Source organism: Streptomyces sp. L2, assembly GCF_004124325.1.
Classification (GTDB): Bacteria; Actinomycetota; Actinomycetes; order Streptomycetales; family Streptomycetaceae; genus Streptomyces.
Map to the genome: position 1 here is coordinate 5068143 of NZ_QBDT01000001.1, position 15213 is coordinate 5083355.

At 67.6% G+C, this 15213-nt stretch carries 13 protein-coding genes; 3 read left to right on the top strand and 10 right to left on the bottom strand.

Annotated features, from left to right (window positions below):
• Positions 1-200: 200 nt before the first annotated feature.
• The 4 genes from ehuA to ehuB are packed head-to-tail and all read right to left on the bottom strand — an operon-like array spanning position 201 to position 3265.
• Entirely contained in the window at positions 201-983 is a 783-nt protein-coding gene (ehuA, locus tag DBP14_RS22655) for an ectoine/hydroxyectoine ABC transporter ATP-binding protein EhuA (RefSeq protein ID WP_129308981.1), read from the bottom strand.
• On the bottom strand, positions 973-1623 hold the full coding sequence (gene ehuD, locus DBP14_RS22660) for an ectoine/hydroxyectoine ABC transporter permease subunit EhuD (RefSeq protein WP_129308982.1): 651 nt from the start codon (positions 1621-1623) through the stop codon (positions 973-975). Before ehuD ends, ehuA begins: the two co-directional genes overlap by 11 nt.
• Positions 1620-2354: an ectoine/hydroxyectoine ABC transporter permease subunit EhuC gene (gene ehuC / locus DBP14_RS22665; RefSeq protein ID WP_129308983.1), complete on the bottom strand. Its 735-nt coding sequence runs from the start codon at positions 2352-2354 to the stop codon at positions 1620-1622. The genes ehuD and ehuC overlap by 4 nt, the downstream gene beginning before the upstream one ends.
• Positions 2351-3265 (bottom strand): ectoine/hydroxyectoine ABC transporter substrate-binding protein EhuB, encoded by a 915-nt coding sequence (gene ehuB, locus DBP14_RS22670; RefSeq protein WP_129308984.1) that lies wholly within the window; start codon positions 3263-3265, stop codon positions 2351-2353. The genes ehuC and ehuB overlap by 4 nt, the downstream gene beginning before the upstream one ends.
• Before the next feature lie 47 nt (positions 3266-3312).
• On the opposite strand from ehuB, the gene DBP14_RS22675 reads away from it, so the two are divergent.
• A complete protein-coding gene (locus tag DBP14_RS22675; protein WP_164992387.1) occupies positions 3313-3807 on the top strand; it encodes a DUF3830 family protein in 495 nt (164 codons plus the stop codon).
• A gap of 263 nt (positions 3808-4070) precedes the next feature.
• On the opposite strand, the gene DBP14_RS22680 is transcribed toward DBP14_RS22675, so the two are convergent.
• On the bottom strand, positions 4071-5471 hold the full coding sequence (locus DBP14_RS22680; protein WP_129308986.1) for an amidase: 1401 nt from the start codon (positions 5469-5471) through the stop codon (positions 4071-4073).
• Positions 5472-5486: 15 nt separating this feature from the next.
• Positions 5487-6449, bottom strand: a complete 963-nt coding sequence (locus tag DBP14_RS22685; RefSeq protein ID WP_129308987.1) for a D-2-hydroxyacid dehydrogenase — start codon at positions 6447-6449, stop codon at positions 5487-5489.
• Positions 6450-6633: 184 nt separating this feature from the next.
• Here DBP14_RS22685 and DBP14_RS22690 point away from each other — a divergent pair, with 184 nt between their 5' ends.
• Positions 6634-7422: an aspartate/glutamate racemase family protein gene (locus DBP14_RS22690; protein ID WP_129308988.1), complete on the top strand. Its 789-nt coding sequence runs from the start codon at positions 6634-6636 to the stop codon at positions 7420-7422.
• Positions 7419-8150, top strand: a complete 732-nt coding sequence (locus DBP14_RS22695; RefSeq protein WP_129308989.1) for an aspartate/glutamate racemase family protein — start codon at positions 7419-7421, stop codon at positions 8148-8150. The genes DBP14_RS22690 and DBP14_RS22695 overlap by 4 nt, the downstream gene beginning before the upstream one ends.
• Positions 8151-8164: 14 nt before the next feature.
• Here DBP14_RS22695 and DBP14_RS22700 read toward each other — a convergent pair whose 3' ends face one another.
• From DBP14_RS22700 to DBP14_RS22715, 4 genes are all read right to left on the bottom strand, one after another.
• Positions 8165-8857, bottom strand: a complete 693-nt coding sequence (locus DBP14_RS22700; RefSeq protein WP_129308990.1) for a hypothetical protein — start codon at positions 8855-8857, stop codon at positions 8165-8167.
• A gap of 160 nt (positions 8858-9017) precedes the next feature.
• Positions 9018-12863, bottom strand: a complete 3846-nt coding sequence (locus tag DBP14_RS22705; RefSeq protein ID WP_241741006.1) for an SGNH/GDSL hydrolase family protein — start codon at positions 12861-12863, stop codon at positions 9018-9020.
• A gap of 689 nt (positions 12864-13552) precedes the next feature.
• On the bottom strand, positions 13553-14212 hold the full coding sequence (locus DBP14_RS22710; RefSeq protein WP_129308992.1) for a peptidase inhibitor family I36 protein: 660 nt from the start codon (positions 14210-14212) through the stop codon (positions 13553-13555).
• A 32-nt stretch (positions 14213-14244) separates the two neighbouring features.
• The gene (locus DBP14_RS22715) at positions 14245-14544 is read right to left on the bottom strand and encodes a hypothetical protein (RefSeq protein WP_129308993.1); all 300 of its coding nucleotides are present in this window, start codon (positions 14542-14544) and stop codon (positions 14245-14247) included.
• Between the last annotated feature and the right edge of the window lie 669 nt (positions 14545-15213).

Consider the following 15213-nt stretch of genomic DNA (forward strand, 5'->3'; position numbering starts at 1 on the left):
CGGAACGGGTTTCGTGGAACGGGTCCACGATAGCGGTCAAGGCGGCCGGGGGGAGGGGGTGTTGGCGAGATTGTGGTCCTCGCCCACACCCCTCAGCAGGGACGCAGGCCTGTTGGCATATGCCAGCAGTACCATCTGGCGACCCGACCTCCCCCTTTTCGGCCGACTGCGGTCCGGAGTCCGTCGCACACGTTCCGTGACTACAGGACCGCGCCGAGGAACTCCCGGGTGCGGTCCTGCTCCGGGTCGCTGAAGATCTTCTCCGGGGGCCCGGACTCGATGATCCGCCCCGAGTCGAACATCAGGACCTGGTCGGAGATGTCCCGGGCGAAGTTCATCTCGTGGGTCACGCACAGCATCGTGATGTCCGTGCTGCGGGCGATGTCCCGGAGCAGGTCCAGCACGCCCGCGACCAGCTCGGGGTCGAGCGCCGAGGTGACCTCGTCCAGCAGCAGCACCCGCGGCCGCATCGCCAGCGCCCGGGCGATCGCCACCCGCTGCTGCTGGCCGCCGGACAGCTGGGTCGGCCGCGCGTCGCACTTGTCGGCCAGACCCACCAGGTCCAGCAGACCGCGGGCGCGCTCCTCGGCCTCGTCCTTGGACAGGCCCAGCACGGTCACCGGCGCCTCGGTGATGTTCCGCAGCACGCTCATGTTCGGGAACAGGTTGAACTGCTGGAACACCATTCCGATCTTCTTGCGCACCTCCCGGCACTGCTTCTCCGACGCCGGGAACAACTGCTCCCCGTCGACGGTGATCGTGCCCTCGTCGGGCTTGGTCAGCGTCATCAGGAGTCTGAGGATCGTCGTCTTGCCCGATCCGGACGGCCCGATGAGCGTGACGTGTTTGCCCGCGTCCACGGAGAAGTCGAGGTGGTCCAGGACCGTGTTGTCCCCGAACCGCTTGGTCACCTGGTCCAGGCGGACCAGCGGGCTGCCCTGCGTGGCGGGGTCGGTCGGCTGCTTGCTGGTGTCAACGGACAAGGCGTCGCTCCAGGGTGCGAAGGAGAAGGGAGGCGAGGTAGGACAGGACGATGAAGGCGACACCGATCACGGTCACCGGCTCGGTGAACTGGAAGTGCTGCTGGGAGAAGAGCCGGGCCTGGCCCATCATGTCCAGCACGGTGATCACCATCAGCAGCGGCGTGTCCTTGAGCATGGCGATCACGTAGTTGCCGAGCACCGGCACCACGCGGCGGATCGCCTGCGGCAGGATCACCGTCGTCCAGGTCCGCCGCCGCGGCAGGTTCAGCGCGGTCGCCGCCTCCCACTGGCCCACGGGCACGGCCTCGATGCCGGCCCGGTAGACCTGCATCGTGTACGTCGAGTAGTGCAGGCCGATCGCGACGACACCGGTGGTCAGCGCCGAGAACGTCAGCCCCCACTCCGGCAGCACGTAGAAGAGGAAGAACAGCTGCACCAGCAGCGGGGTGTTGCGCACGAACTCGGTGACGATCCCGACCGGCCAGCGCACCAGCCGGGTCGGCGTGCGCATCAGCAGCGTCCACACCAGGCCCAGCCCGAACGAGATCAGCGAACCCAGCGCCAGCGCCTCCAGGGTGACCAGCAGGCCGTCCCAGAAGTGCGGCATGAAGTCGCTCACGGCGTTCCAGTCCCACTTCACGACGCACCTCCGGCGACACCCGCGACACCCGCGCCGGTGGTCTCGGCGCGCTTCGGCTCACGCGCGGACACCGCGCGCTCCGGTCCCCTGCCGACCCCGGCCTTCAGCCGCCGCTCCAGCGCCCGCATCAGCCGGGTGAGGACGAAGGCGATCACGAAGTAGATCAGCAGGATGTACGTGTAGATCTCCGCGCTCTCCTGCAGCGCGAGCCGCACCAGCTTGCCGCTGAACGTCAGGTCGCCCATGCCCATCACCGACACCAGCGCGGTGCCCTTGAGCAGTTCCACCAGCAGGTTGCTGAACGGCGGGATCATCTCCGGCACCGCCTGCGGCAGCAGGATCTTGCGCAGCCGCTGGCCCGGGGTGAAACCGAGCGCGACCCCGCCCTCCTGCTGCGCCGGGTCCACCGCCTTCAGGGCGCCGCGCACGATCTCCGCGCCGTACGCCCCGTACGTCATGCCGAGCGCCAGCGTGCCCGCCCACATCGGGACCAGCTGCCAGCCGAAGGCCAGCGGCAGCACGAAGAACACCCAGAAGATCATCACCAGCGCCGAGGTCCCGCGGAACACCTCGGTGTAGAAGCCCGCGACGAAGCGGACGATCCACAGCCGGCTGGTGCGCGCGATCCCCACGCCGAACGACACCGCGGCCCCCAGCAGCGCGCTGAAGAACAGCAGTTGGAGCGTGACCCACACGCCCCTCAGTACGAGTTCCCACAGTCCCGAGGTCATCCGCCGCACAGCTCCTTCGCGGTCAGATCCGTCATCTCGGCCTCGGTGAACCCGAACGGCTTGAGGATCCGGAAGAGTTCACCGCTCTTCTTCAGCTTGCGCAGCTCGACGTTGAAGGCGTCCCGCAGGTTCGTCTCGGTCGGCCGGAACGCGAACGCGCCCCCGTCGACGTGCCGTTTGCCGTCCACGATCGGCGCGAACGCCTTCGTCGCCTCCGCCTTCGAGGACTTCTTCACCACCTCGCGGACGGTCAGCGCCGTCCCCGAGAAGACGTCCGCGCGTCCCGCCTCGACCGCGTTCAGGCCCGCGACCTGGTCCGGGACGATCAGGATGTCGCTCTGCTTGTAGCCCGCGTCGATCGCGTACTGGATCTCCGCGTAACCGGTGCCCGTCGCGAACTTCGCCTTCTTCGCGACGATGTCCTGGTAGTTGTGCAGGCCCTTCGGATTGCCCTTGCGCACGATGAACGCGTCGAGCATCTGGTAGTCCGGATCGGCGAAGATCACCTGCGCGCAGCGGTCCGGATTGACGTACATCCCGGCCGCGACGACGTCGAACTGCTGCGAGTTGAGGCCGGGGATCAGCGAGCCGAACTCGGTCGGCACGGGCTGCACCCGGTCCACCCCGAGCCGTTTGAAGATCACCCTGGCGAGTTCGGGCGCCTCACCGGTCAGGTCGCCGTTCTTGTCGATGTACCCGAACGGTATCTCGCCGGCGATCCCGAGCCGTACGACCCCCTGGGCGCGCAGGCGCCGCAGCAGGTCACCACCCTTGACCGTGGAGGCGGAGGCCACCCGGGAGCACCCGGCGGCACCCAGGGCACCGAGCGCCGCCACCCCCGCGAGCAGCGACCGGCGAGAGGGTCCGTTTGTGTGCACGCCATGACGTGAATGTCTGTGTGGTGGAGCCATGGCGGCGCGGCTACCCAACCGCTTGCGATGTATGCACCATGGAATTCATGACGGACCGCTACCTGGAAGTGTCCCTGGTCAAGCGCGGAATCACGTGCACGGCACGGCTCCTCGACGAACGCGCGCCCCGCACCTGCGCCGCGGTGTGGGACGCGCTGCCGCTCGCCGGCGACGTCTACCACGCCAAGTACGCGCGCAACGAGATCTACGCCCTCTTCCCGCCGTTCGCGGCGACGGAGCCGCCGCTGGAGAACCCGACCGTCACCCCGATCCCCGGAGACCTCTGCTACTTCTCCTTCGCCGGCGCCGAACTCGGCACGCGGGCCTACGGCTACGACCGCGAGGTACGCCCCGGCACCACCGTCGTCGACCTCGCCCTCTTCTACGAGCGCAACAACCTCCTCCTCAACGCCGACGTCGGCTGGGTCCCCGGCACGGTCTGGGGCCAGATCACCGACAACCTCGACGCCCTGGCCGAAGCCTGCAACGACCTGTGGCGCACGGGAGCGGCAGGGGAGACGCTGAGCTTCCGCAGGGCCTGACGCGCCGGGGCCCGCCGAGCTTGACCTCTGCGGGTCCGTCGGGTGTGGCCCTTGCGGGTCCGTCGGGCGTGGCCCTTGCGGGTCCGCCGAGCTCGACTCCTGCGGGTCCGCCGGGCCTGACCCGCTGGGGCCCCGGCCGGGCGGACCCGATGCCGGCCCGCCGGGCCTGCTCCGATGTCGGCCCGCCGAGCCCGCCCGCGCACCTCATTTCCGCCGCGACGGTGCTCAGCCGTCGCGGCGGTGTTCGCGGTGCCGGGGGTATCTCAGGTCGCGGGGGCCGGGGGCGAGGTCGCGAGCCCCGCTTCGTACAGGGCGTGGGCCGTGCGCAGGACCAGGGGGTCCTGGTGGCGGGCGGCGATGATCTGGAGGCCGACCGGGAGGCCGTCGGCGTCCGTGCCGACGGGGACCGTGGCCGCGGGCTGCTGAGTGAGGTTGAAGGGGTAGGTGAACGGCGTCCAGCCGGTCCAGCGGCGCAGCCCCGAGCCCGGCGGCACCTCCACGCCCGCCCCGAACGCCGTGAGCGGCAGCGTCGGCGTGACCAGCAGGTCGTACGACTCGTGGAAGCGGCCCATCCGGCGCCCGAGATCCATCCGGACGTCCACCGCGGCCAGATAGTCCAGCGCGCTCAGCCGCCCGCCCAGCACGCACACCTCCCGCAACCCCGGGTCCAGCAGCTGCCGCTTGTGCGCGGACAGCCGCTGGGTGACGCGGGCCGCGCCGCTGAACCACAGCGTGTGGAACGCCTCCAGCGGATCACTGAAGTCCGGGTCGGTCTCCTCGACGAACGCCCCGAGGTCCGCGAGCCCCGCCACCGCCCGCCGTACCGCCGACGCGACCGCCGGGCGTACGGCCACCTGCCCGCCCAGCGACGGCGAGTACGCCACCCGTAGCCCCCGCACCCCGCCCTCCAGGCCCGTCACATACGACTCCGGCGCCGGCGGCAGCGCCGACCAGTCGCGGGCGTCGGCGCCGCCGATGACGTCCATCATCAGCGCCGCGTCCGCCGCGTCCCGGCTCATCGGCCCGACGTGCGCCAGCGTGCCGAACGCGCTCGCCGGATACAGCGGCACCCTGCCGTACGTCGGTTTCAGCCCGAAGATCCCGCAGAAGGACGCCGGGATGCGCACGCTGCCCCCGCCGTCCGTGCCCAGCGACAGCGGACCCGCGCCGAGCGCGACGGCCGCCGCGCTGCCCCCGCTGGAGCCGCCCGCCGTACGCGACGGGTCGTGCGGGTTGCGGGTGACCCCGGACAGCGGCGAGTCGGTGACCGCCTTCCAGCCGAACTCCGGAGTCGTCGTCTTCCCGATGAACACCGCGCCGTGCTCCCGCAGCCGGGCCACGGACGGCGCGTCCTCCTCCCAACTCCCCTGCTCAGGGATCGTCCTGGAACCGCGCAGGGTGGGCAGCCCGCGCTGCAGCAGGATGTCCTTCACCGTCACCGGCACCCCGTCCAGCAGCCCCTCCGGCTCGCCGCGCCGCCAGCGTGCCTCCGACTCCCGCGCGCGGGCGAGGGCGTCCTCCTCGGTGAGCCGCACGAACGCGTTCACCTCCGGCTGGATGCTCCGTGCCCGCTCCAGGGCCTCGCCGGTGGCCTCCACCGGACTGAACTCGGCCTTGCGGTAGCCGTCGAGGAGCTGGACGGCGGTGAGGTCGGTGAGCTGCATGCACCCTCCCGGGGGTCAGTGACCGGGTACGTATCCGCGCTTCTTGTCCACCACGTTCACCAGTGATCTGCCCAGCGCCCACCGCTCGTACAACTCCACGAACTGATGACCCAGTTCATCCCGCCAGCCGACCGTGTCACCGCTCATGTGCGGGGACACGATGAGCCCCTCCAGCTCCCACAACGGACTGTCCGCGGGCAGCGGTTCCGCGGTGAACACGTCCAGCGCGGCGCCCGCGATCCAGCGCCGCCGCAGCGCCTCGGCGAGGGCCTCCTCGTCGACGAGCTGCCCGCGGCCGACGTTCACGAAGAACGCCGACGGCTGCATCACGCCGAAACGCCGGGCGTCGAACATGCCGTACGTCTGCTCGGTCAGCGGGGCCGCGGCGATCACCCAGTCCGCGCGGGACAGCAGCCGGTCCAGGTCCTCCGGGCCGTGCACGCCGTCCCGGGCGGACCGCCCGACCAGGGCGGTCGTCACGTCCAGGGCGCCGAGGGTGCGGGCGATCGCCCGGCCGATCGGCCCGGAGCCCACCACGCACGCGCGCGTGCCCGCCACCCGCCTGCTCTCCCGGTGCCGCCAGGTCCGCTCCCGCTGGAGGGCCAGGGTGCGCGGCAGGTCCTTCGCGGCGGCCAGCACCAGGGCGGCCACGTACTCGGCGATCGGCTGGTCGAAGATCCCGCGCGCGTTGGTCACCACCGTGTCCGAGGCGGCCAGCTCCGGGCACATCAGATGGTCCACGCCCGCGCTCGCCGAGTGCACCCAGCCCGGCCGCGGCCCGTCGCCCGGCCAGGCCTCACGGACCGCGTGCGAGGTGAAGTCCCACACCAGCAGGACGTCCGCCTCGGGCAGCCGTCCGGCCAGCCCGGCCGCGTCGGTGTGCACGATCCGGGCCCGCCCGGTGAGCCGGCCGAGCCGGGGCGGCGGGTCGGCGTCCAGGACGAGGAGGGTGGGACGGTCGGCGAGGGGAGCCTGCAAGCCGGTCCTCCGAAAGTCGGACACGCACGGACGGGAACAGTCTGGGGCACACGGCGGCACCCGATCGGAAAGTGTCTGAGATGCGCGGATTGACCACGCTCGCACCCGAACCTACCGTCGTCAACACGGGCGTACCCACGATCCGTTGCCCAGCCCTCTTTCGAGCGTGAGGCCGGTGTCTGCCATGGACATCTCCTTTCTCGGCGGCCCCCGCCCCCAGCGCGGCGTCGGCGTCGTGGCGCCCTTCGACTTCGCGCTCGACCGCGAGCTGTGGCGCTGGGTCCCCGACGACGTGTCCCTGCACCTGACCCGGACGCCGTACGTGCCCGTCGAGGTCAGCCTGGACCTGGCCCGGCTGGTCAGCGAGCACGAGACCCTCGGTGACGCCGTCCGCGCCCTGACCGCCGTAGCACCCGAGGTCGTCGCCTACGCCTGCACCTCCGGCAGCTTCGTCGGCGGCATCGCCGGCGAGCGGGCCATGTGCGAGGCGATGACCCGGTCCGGCGCGCTGCCCTCGGTCACCACCTCCGGGGCGCTGCTGGAGGCCTTCGAAGAGCTGCGGATACGCCGGGTCGCGCTGGTCACGCCGTACACCGTGTCCGTGACGCGGGTGCTGGAGGAGTACGTCGCCGAGGCCGGCGTCCAGGTCACGGGCTGCGCCTTCATGGGGCTGACCCGGCACATCTGGCGGGTGCCGTACCGGGACGTCGTCGACATGGCCCGGCACGCGGTCCGGCCCGGCGCCGCCGACGCGCTCTTCATCTCCTGCACGAACCTGCCGACGTACGACGTCATCCCGCAGCTGGAGGCCGAACTGCGCATCCCGGTCCTCTCGGCCAACCAGGTCACGATGTGGGCGGCGCTGCGCCGGCTGGGTACCCGAGCGGTGGGGCCCTATCAGGCGCTGCTGGACGAGGCCGCGCGGGCGTGGCCCCCCGTACTGCCCGAAGAGACGCAGGAAGGCTGGACATGACAGCACTCGGATTCCTTTACCCGGGCCACTCCGGCGAGGACGACTATCCGCGCATCGAGCAGCTCCTGGGCAGCGACATCCGGGTGGACCTGGTCCACACCGACATCGGCGAGGACGCGCACCGCGTGGACGCGCTGCGCGAGATGGGCTCCGCGGAGCGGCTCGCCGGCGGCATGGAGGGGCTGCGGCTGGCCGGCGCCGAGACGGTGGTGTGGGCGTGCACCAGCGGCAGCTTCGTCTACGGCTGGGAGGGCGCCCAGGAGCAGGTGCGCGGGCTGGCCCGGCTGGCCGGGATGCCGGCGTCCTCGACGTCCTTCGCGTTCGTGCAGTCGGCGCGGGAGCTGGGGGTACGGCGGGTGGCCGTGGGGGCGACGTACCCGGAGGACGTGGCCGCCCTGTTCGCGGAGTTCCTGCGAGCCGGCGGGCTGGAGGTCACCGGGGTCCGGTCGTCGGGGATCATCACGGCGGCGGAGGTCGGGACGTGGGGCGAGGAGGAGGTCCTGACCTTGGCGCGCTCCGCGGACTCGCCCGAGGCGGAGGCCGTCCTCCTGCCGGACACGGCCCTGCATACGGCGGCGCACGTACCGGCCCTGGAGAAGGCCCTCTCCAAGCCGGTCCTCACGGCCAACCAGGTCACGGTCTGGGAGGGCCTGAGGCTGGCCGACCGCCGAGTGAACGCGCCGGCACTGGGGGCGCTGTTCACTCGGGAGCCGTTGGTCCAGGCGTGAGCGAAAGATCGAGGCTAACCGGTATGCACCTGTCCACTCTTCGAGACTGTGTAATAGTCGGGTGCGGTAAGTTCGAGTTTGAACACCATGCCGTATCGTTTACGGATGGCTGTCACTGATTGCATTTCGCGTTCTCGCACACACCTGCGCACGGGCGGGTCACTTCCGACGCACTGATCCGGCTCCGTGATGGTCAGAGATGGGCGGTCGTCACGCACCGGGTCCCACGACAGGGTATGCGATGGAAGGGAAAGTTGTGGAACTTCCGCATGGCCGTCGGTATGCCGGTAGTAGTTGACGAACTGCCCATTGGCTTGATGGGTAAACGGAATGGCAGATCCGCTTTTATCGCCAGCGGCCAGTACGCCGTCAAGCACGGAAACGATTTTCTTGGGATCAGCTCCGTAATATGCGGTGACCTGTATTGAGCAGCGAATCTTATAGGTGTCGGCCCCGTTTGAGTCGATCCACTGTTTTGCTCGGCCACCGATGCAGTTGTCTCGCAGAACGAGCATACCGAGTTTGAGGGGGGTTCGGTCGGCATAGGCGTGCACAACGTCTCGGAGTCGGCTCTCGGTTTTCTGTCGAGCTTGGGCCGCCTGAGCGCTGCCAGCGAGCCTTCGGACCTCTTTCGGGCTGGTGGCGCGGACCTGAGATGAGCATGCAGAGAGGGCCACCACGATGATGGTGGCGACGGTGCCCCACATGGTCTTTCGAGAGCCCGGCATGTTCCTGTCCTCTCTCGGTGCGCGCCCTCGGCGCCCTTCTTGCAACTGTCCCGCATCGCGGGCAGGTTGCGCCTGAGTACCCGTACCTATGTGCGGCCGCTCCGGGGCAGCACGCGTTCGCGCTGCCCCGGAGCTCTCGCTAGAGACTCATGCCGGCCATGACGCGCTCGAGCGCGTTGGCGTAGAGACGCGCTCCACCGATCTTCGGGTGGAACGACTCAGCAGACAGTCCGTAGTTACGGAGAATCGGCCAGTCTCGCAGAGGATTGTCCGAGGTGGTGAGGGTCTTGACGATGCCGTGGACCTGTTCTGGGTCCCCGCATACCCCCTTGCCCGCGAAGTCGGTCGCCGGGTTGGAGTACCAGGCGAACTGACCCTGTTGGTTCACGTCGTCGACCGCAGCCTGCATGGCCGTAGCCAGCGTGCCGGCGGTGTTGTTGAGCCAGTTCGTGGAGTCCGCGGACAGTCCGAGCTGAGCGGCTCCGACCCCGACCCGCAGACAGGACCCGCTGTCGGAGATCAGGGGAGGGTAGCCCATGAGAACGACTTTCGCGTCTGGGGCGTTGATGTGGATCTCTTTCAGCGTCTTCACGATGTCTGGGCGAACAATTTCGTTGATGATGCCTGGCACGGCCGTTTTCAACGGTTGCCCGATGAACTTGTCGTCCCGTTGATTGACATACGGGTCCGTGTCGCCGGCACCGAACGTCTTGTCGCCACAGTTGCCGACTCCGAATGAGATCAGGCACTTTTGCACGATGTCGCCGAACCGCGCATCGTTGCCGCCGATGGAAATCGTGACCAAGGTCGTGTTGTTGTCGAGGTAGCCTTGATCGATCTGTGGTATCTCCCCACCATTTTTCTGTGTTACTCCCAGGACATTATAAGTTCGAGCACCAGAACAGGCGATGAGGTGGTAATCCATGCGCGCGCTCCACGAGTCGTCCAGGTCTGAAGTCGGAAGTTCTTCTCCTGGCAGCTTCGCTTGCCTGGACCAGGCTTGACGGGAGCGGTGACAGGCATCACGCGTATTGTCGTCCCGGTAGTTACTCTCCGGGTAGTAGTCCTTGTTGCCCTCTGAGGCTCCTTCGCCGGATGAGTAGGAGTCGCCCATGGCGACGACCGAGTGGTTCGGTTTTCCGGGGAGTGCCTGGAAGGCGACGGTGTCCCAGGCGATGTCCTCGTCTGCTGTGCCGTCGTCGGTGGCGTTGGTCAGTGTGACACTGGGGGTTCCGGTGAAGTGGAAGGCGCCGAGGCTGACCCAGCGGTTCCCGCGCTGCTCCACGATGCGCTGGCTGGAAGTGCTGTCGGAGCCGCCGACTACGTATGCCGCTTGTCTCGTCTGCGCTCCGGTGTCGGGGAGGTGTACGAGGACACGTGCCCAGGACACCCTCTGGTTGAGCTTCCAAATCCCTCTGATGGTCATCAGTCCGCTGTCCCCGCCGAGATGGGCGATGTTGCGGGCGTGGGCGTACCAGAAGTGGCCGCCGTAGCCTCCGCCGACCTGGTGGAGGTCTGCTTTGGCTTCGTAGTGGTTGCTGGTGTCAGATGTGAAGCTGAGTTTGAAGCTCCCCGCGGACTTGAGTTTGTCGCAGTCGTTGTTCCCGGTCCATGTCGGGGTGCCGTCGGGTAGGGAGGTGATGATCATCCAGGAGGCCGGGGCTCCGGTGCATTGGGGGGTGCCGTATTGGAGGCGGGTTCCGCGTCCTGGTTCCTGGACGAGCGTCTTGTATTTGATGAGTTCGTGGCCGCAGCTGGTGTCGCAGTCGCTCTTCCAGGTCGCGTTGGGGGCGTGCCACCAGTACTGGGCGTAGCAGTCTGTGGTGTGGCAGTCGGGTGGGTTGGTGGAGTTGCAGTTGTTGTAGCCGTTGCAGAAGGTGTTGATCGGTGGGGAGACCTGGCTGCGCTGTTTGGTGTAGAGCCACCAGGCGGGCCGGAAGCCGGCGGAGGAGTAACCGGATTCGCCGGGCCAGTCCTGGCGGCCGGAGGTGGCGTAGGAGTAGCCGGTGTCGATGGACCAGGCGGACCAGCCCATCACCTTTTCCTCGTACGGCCAGTCCTGGGGGTGGGCGGCGTCGTGGTTGGCGTTGGTGCCGTCCACGTCGGTGTCCATGAAGGGGTGGTTCCAGCTCTTCTTGTAGATGGGGTTGGCGGGGTTGTTGTACCAGCCGAGGCCCCAGGGGCCGCTGGAGTGGGGGGCAGGGGGGTTGAAGCCGAGGTTGTAGTTCCACACGGCGGTGAACCAGTTCTCCACCCGTGAGGGGTCGTCGTTGTTGACGGTGACTTTCTGGCCGGGCTTGTGGACCTCGTTCCACTTGTCGGCGAGGATCTTCATGGACGCGGCGATGTTCGTCGCGTAGTCGATGGCGACGGCTTTCTGCAGCTGCGGCGACAGGCTGGTCTCGCCGGTCTTTTCGTGTCCGGCCAGGCGCATGCCGTCGGTGACCTGTCCGACGCCGTAGCCGCAGTCGGAGTTGGTCCAGTCGATCTTCCAGTAGGAGTCCGGGTTGTCCGGGTCGGTCTTGTGCCCGTAGTAGCCGTCCACCGCGGCGAGCGGGTTGCCCATCTGACCGGGGATGACGCCGCGTTCGGCCTGCCAGAGGTTGGATTCCTGGGCCATGATGCCCAGCATCACGTTCGCGGGGATTCTGCCTCCGCCGAGCAGGGTGGGCGGTTTGAACAGGCCCTGCGGGTCGATGGTGAGCAGGCCCGTCTGGAGGCGGTAGCCGCCCTGGCGGAGGTAGCCGCCACGGAGATCACCGCGGATGGCCATGTCGACGGCCCATTCGACCTGGTTGGGAGTCGGCTGCAAGGCTTGGGCGTGGACATCGTTGCGGGAGACGGCGCACCAGCGGTCGGGGTCGGTCGGGTCGTTCGAGACGGCCGTCGCGGTCCGCGTCAGCGGCGATGTTCCTCCTGCGGCTGCCTTGTGACCGGCGGTCAGGGCGGGTGAGATCCGGCTGTGCCCTGTGGGTGCCGTGCTGCTGGTGAGTGACTGGCTGATCCTGGTACCGGTGGTGGTCGCGGTGGACGTCACAGTCACCGGAGCGGAGCTGTCCAGCGTGCCCGGGGCCTGCGCCGACGTGGGGTGCGAGCCTTCGGTCTTGGTGAATCCCCGGCCCGCGTTCTTGATCCTTGCGATGCCTGCGCGCATGCCGGGCGTGAGGACCGGGTCGACGGCCAGACGCCCCTGGCTGGAGATGTCCGTGTCGGCCGAGGCGCTGATCGGGGTGATTCCGCTGCCTTCGACCTGGGGGGTGCCGGTGGGATGCCCCGTGAGGAACACCTTCGTGGACCCGCTGCGCTTCAGGTCGAGATCGCCGAGCGTGCCCGTGGCGATCGTGACCGTCGTGCCATGCCGCTTCCAAACTCTGGCGCGGGCTTTCGTGGTTCCGTCGCGCTCGACGAAGGCGACGTTCCCGTCGCCGATGGGGTGGATGTCGAAGGGCACACCACCGGTCGTGAGAAGGTTCTTGACCTTGCCGGAACGGCCGAGGTGTACCAGATGGTGGCCCAGGGAGGCGACCGTGCCGTCCTTGACGGGGACGGCGCTGGTGACCTCACCCTTGGCCGCCGCCTGGCCCAGAACCTTCCCAGAGGTGTTCACGCTCACCACACGGGTCCTCGTGTGGCCGGCGTCGTTCATGTCGCGGAAGGCGGTGAACGCGGCGGTGCGGGTCGCCGGGTTGCAGGCCGGGTCGAAGTAGGCCAGTGACGCGGTGAACGGCAGCTTCGTCACACGGCCGGTGGCCAGGTCGACGACGGCCGCGAAAGCACCGCCCTGCATGAGATCCGGCTTGTTCTGGAACGTACGCGGCGCGTACACGACGGCAGCGTGGTCGTGATCCATGACGCACTGGTTGCCGATCCACGAATCCGCAGGCATTCCCGGCTCGTTGAGGACGGCGGCCGTCTTCCAGGAGTACGCCTTGCTGCTGTCGGCGACGAGGATCTTCAGGCCGTCGGCGTCGGCGGCAGCGGTCACCGCCCGGTCGTCGCTCGCCTTCCACCCCTTGCCAAGCTTCTTGTCCGGATCACTGACCCGGACGGGAGAGGCCGGCTGGCCATGTCCCGGCGCCGGCTTGCCCCCATGCCCCGGGGTGGGACTCGTCCGCGACGCCGCAAGAGCTGGCGCGGAATGCATGAAGCCGCATGTCAGTGCGGCGCAAGTGACCAGAGCGGCCGCATGCGCGCGCGTTCGTCTGAGTACCAAGAGAGCGTTCCCCGTTTCTCATCGAGGTATCCGTGCTTTTAAAGGCACGGCTCCACCCGCGCACTGCCAACGCAGAGATTGAGAGTTACCGGGCGGAAGTTCGGGTGGCCGGGCGGTGGTGCCGCACGAACCGTTTCCGACGCGGAAGTTACGTCTGCAAGTTGGTCCGGCCGCATCAGTGCATCGGGGGCTAATTGCGCAACACGACCACCGTGTCGGCTTTGATGTGAAGCATCGGGTGGCGCTTCGACTCTGACTTACCGGGTCATGGCCGCGGGCTCTGCTGCTGGCGCGCGCAATTGGGCCCCTTCTGCTCTCCCGCCAGGCCCGTCGGATGCGCAGGCCAATGAGCAACAGCACTGGGTGAGGAGGCTATGTACGACTGCGGCAGGGCCCGGCCGATATGGCTCTGCCGCAGCACGAACATCATCAGTGTGAAGTGGTCAAATCCTCACAATGAGTCAGGAACGTTTGACCTGGAAGACGTCGACCTTGTCATTCCAGTTACCACCGCCGGGGTAGTTCATGTTCTTAAAGTTCGACCAGCCATGCGGCGGTATGAGGTCACGCTGCCGATCGTGGAGCGGCCATGAACGAGAATCCCAGATCGTCGCGATGCCGTAGTTGAGGGGCCACCGGAGGACCCAATAGTAGACAGAGCTGAGTCTGTCACGGAAACCATAGTCCGCGAGGTCCTTCTTACCGCTGCTGGAGAACTGGAGACGCCGGCCTTTGTAGTTGGCGTCCTGATACAAGCACCAGTAGTCAGCGGCACAGTTGTGGTGTGAGTCAGACGCTTGCTGCAGAGAGGCCTTGCGGGTGTCTTTGCGGACTTGGGTGGGCAGGTCCGGGTCGGCCAGAGACTCCTCGTCCGTGTCGTAGCAGTGAACCTCACCGGTGGGAAGTTCGGTGCAGACGTTGGCGCCTTCCCACGATTTGGCGAGGTTGATCTTCCTTCCGTCGTAGTCCGCGATCACCGGGTTCGACGGGACCATCGCCGATGGTTCTGCTGTCGGTTCGGTGGTGGGATCCAAGGTGGTCGTGGCCGACGGCGCTGGGGTAGCCTCCGCCGCGTGCACCAGTGAGCCCGTGCTGAGTACGAGGGCTCCTGCAGCGGTCACGGCTAACAGGCCGGATACAAATGGTCTGCGTATCAAGAGGTTCTCTCCACACTCGTGTCGAAGTGGTGCAACCTGGTCCCGTCCGGGCTGTAGACGTTCAGCACGTAGCCCCGATCGAGACTGACGCCTTGTTGCGCAAGAAAGGACGTCAATGTCTTGGCGAAGTGGTCGAAACTGCTTCCATAGCCAGACTGTTTGTGAGTCCACACAGTCAGCCTGAGCACGCCTTCGTGGTTCTTTGCATACTTGAGCCCGTATACGCTGGGGTCGCCGCCGGCGTGCCGGTAGCGTCCCGCCAAGTCGCCGTCCACGTTGGACGGCGATGTGCTCATGGACGGCGAGGTATTGCCGTGGCTCGAATGGCCCGCACTGCAACCAGACAGTAGAACGACTGCGGTCAACAGGAGGGCGGAAAGAGTCCGTTTCATGGACTCAGTGTGCCAACTACTCCGCTTCAGAGTAGAAGTGGGGCCGGATTAATGAGTTCCGGTACGTTGTTTATCGGACACGGCCCAACGAGGCGCAATCTGCACCAAGTTGGCGTACATGCCAAAGAAGTGGCGCATGGTCATGATGTAGCCCTTCCCCCGCGGCGACACCGTTCCCCCGTCGCCCGATTGACTGGCGTGCACGGCGACGGAGTGGTCATTCCGTCGCGTCTGGCTCTCACGATAGGCACTGGTGGGAGTGGTGTGGCAAGCGGAAATCCCGGACTCTCGATCCACTTGACGAGAAATAGGCCTTCTGTGGCCACATCTGAACCGGCTCGGCACAGGTGCGGCCAACTCAAGTTCATCTTCGGTGCCTGGAAGTGAGCAGGTCGTTCAGGAGCAGCCGTGAAGAGGGGCCAGCAAGGACCACCTGAGTCAAGGGCGCAGGAGGCCGGTCAGGGCGTCCGCGTCGGCCGCCACACCGACCTGAGATCCTCGTCCGCGCGGTGCATGAAGGTGATGGTCAGGAGGTGGCTGGCGAGGAGTGCTGGTGACTCGGTCGACAGAGTA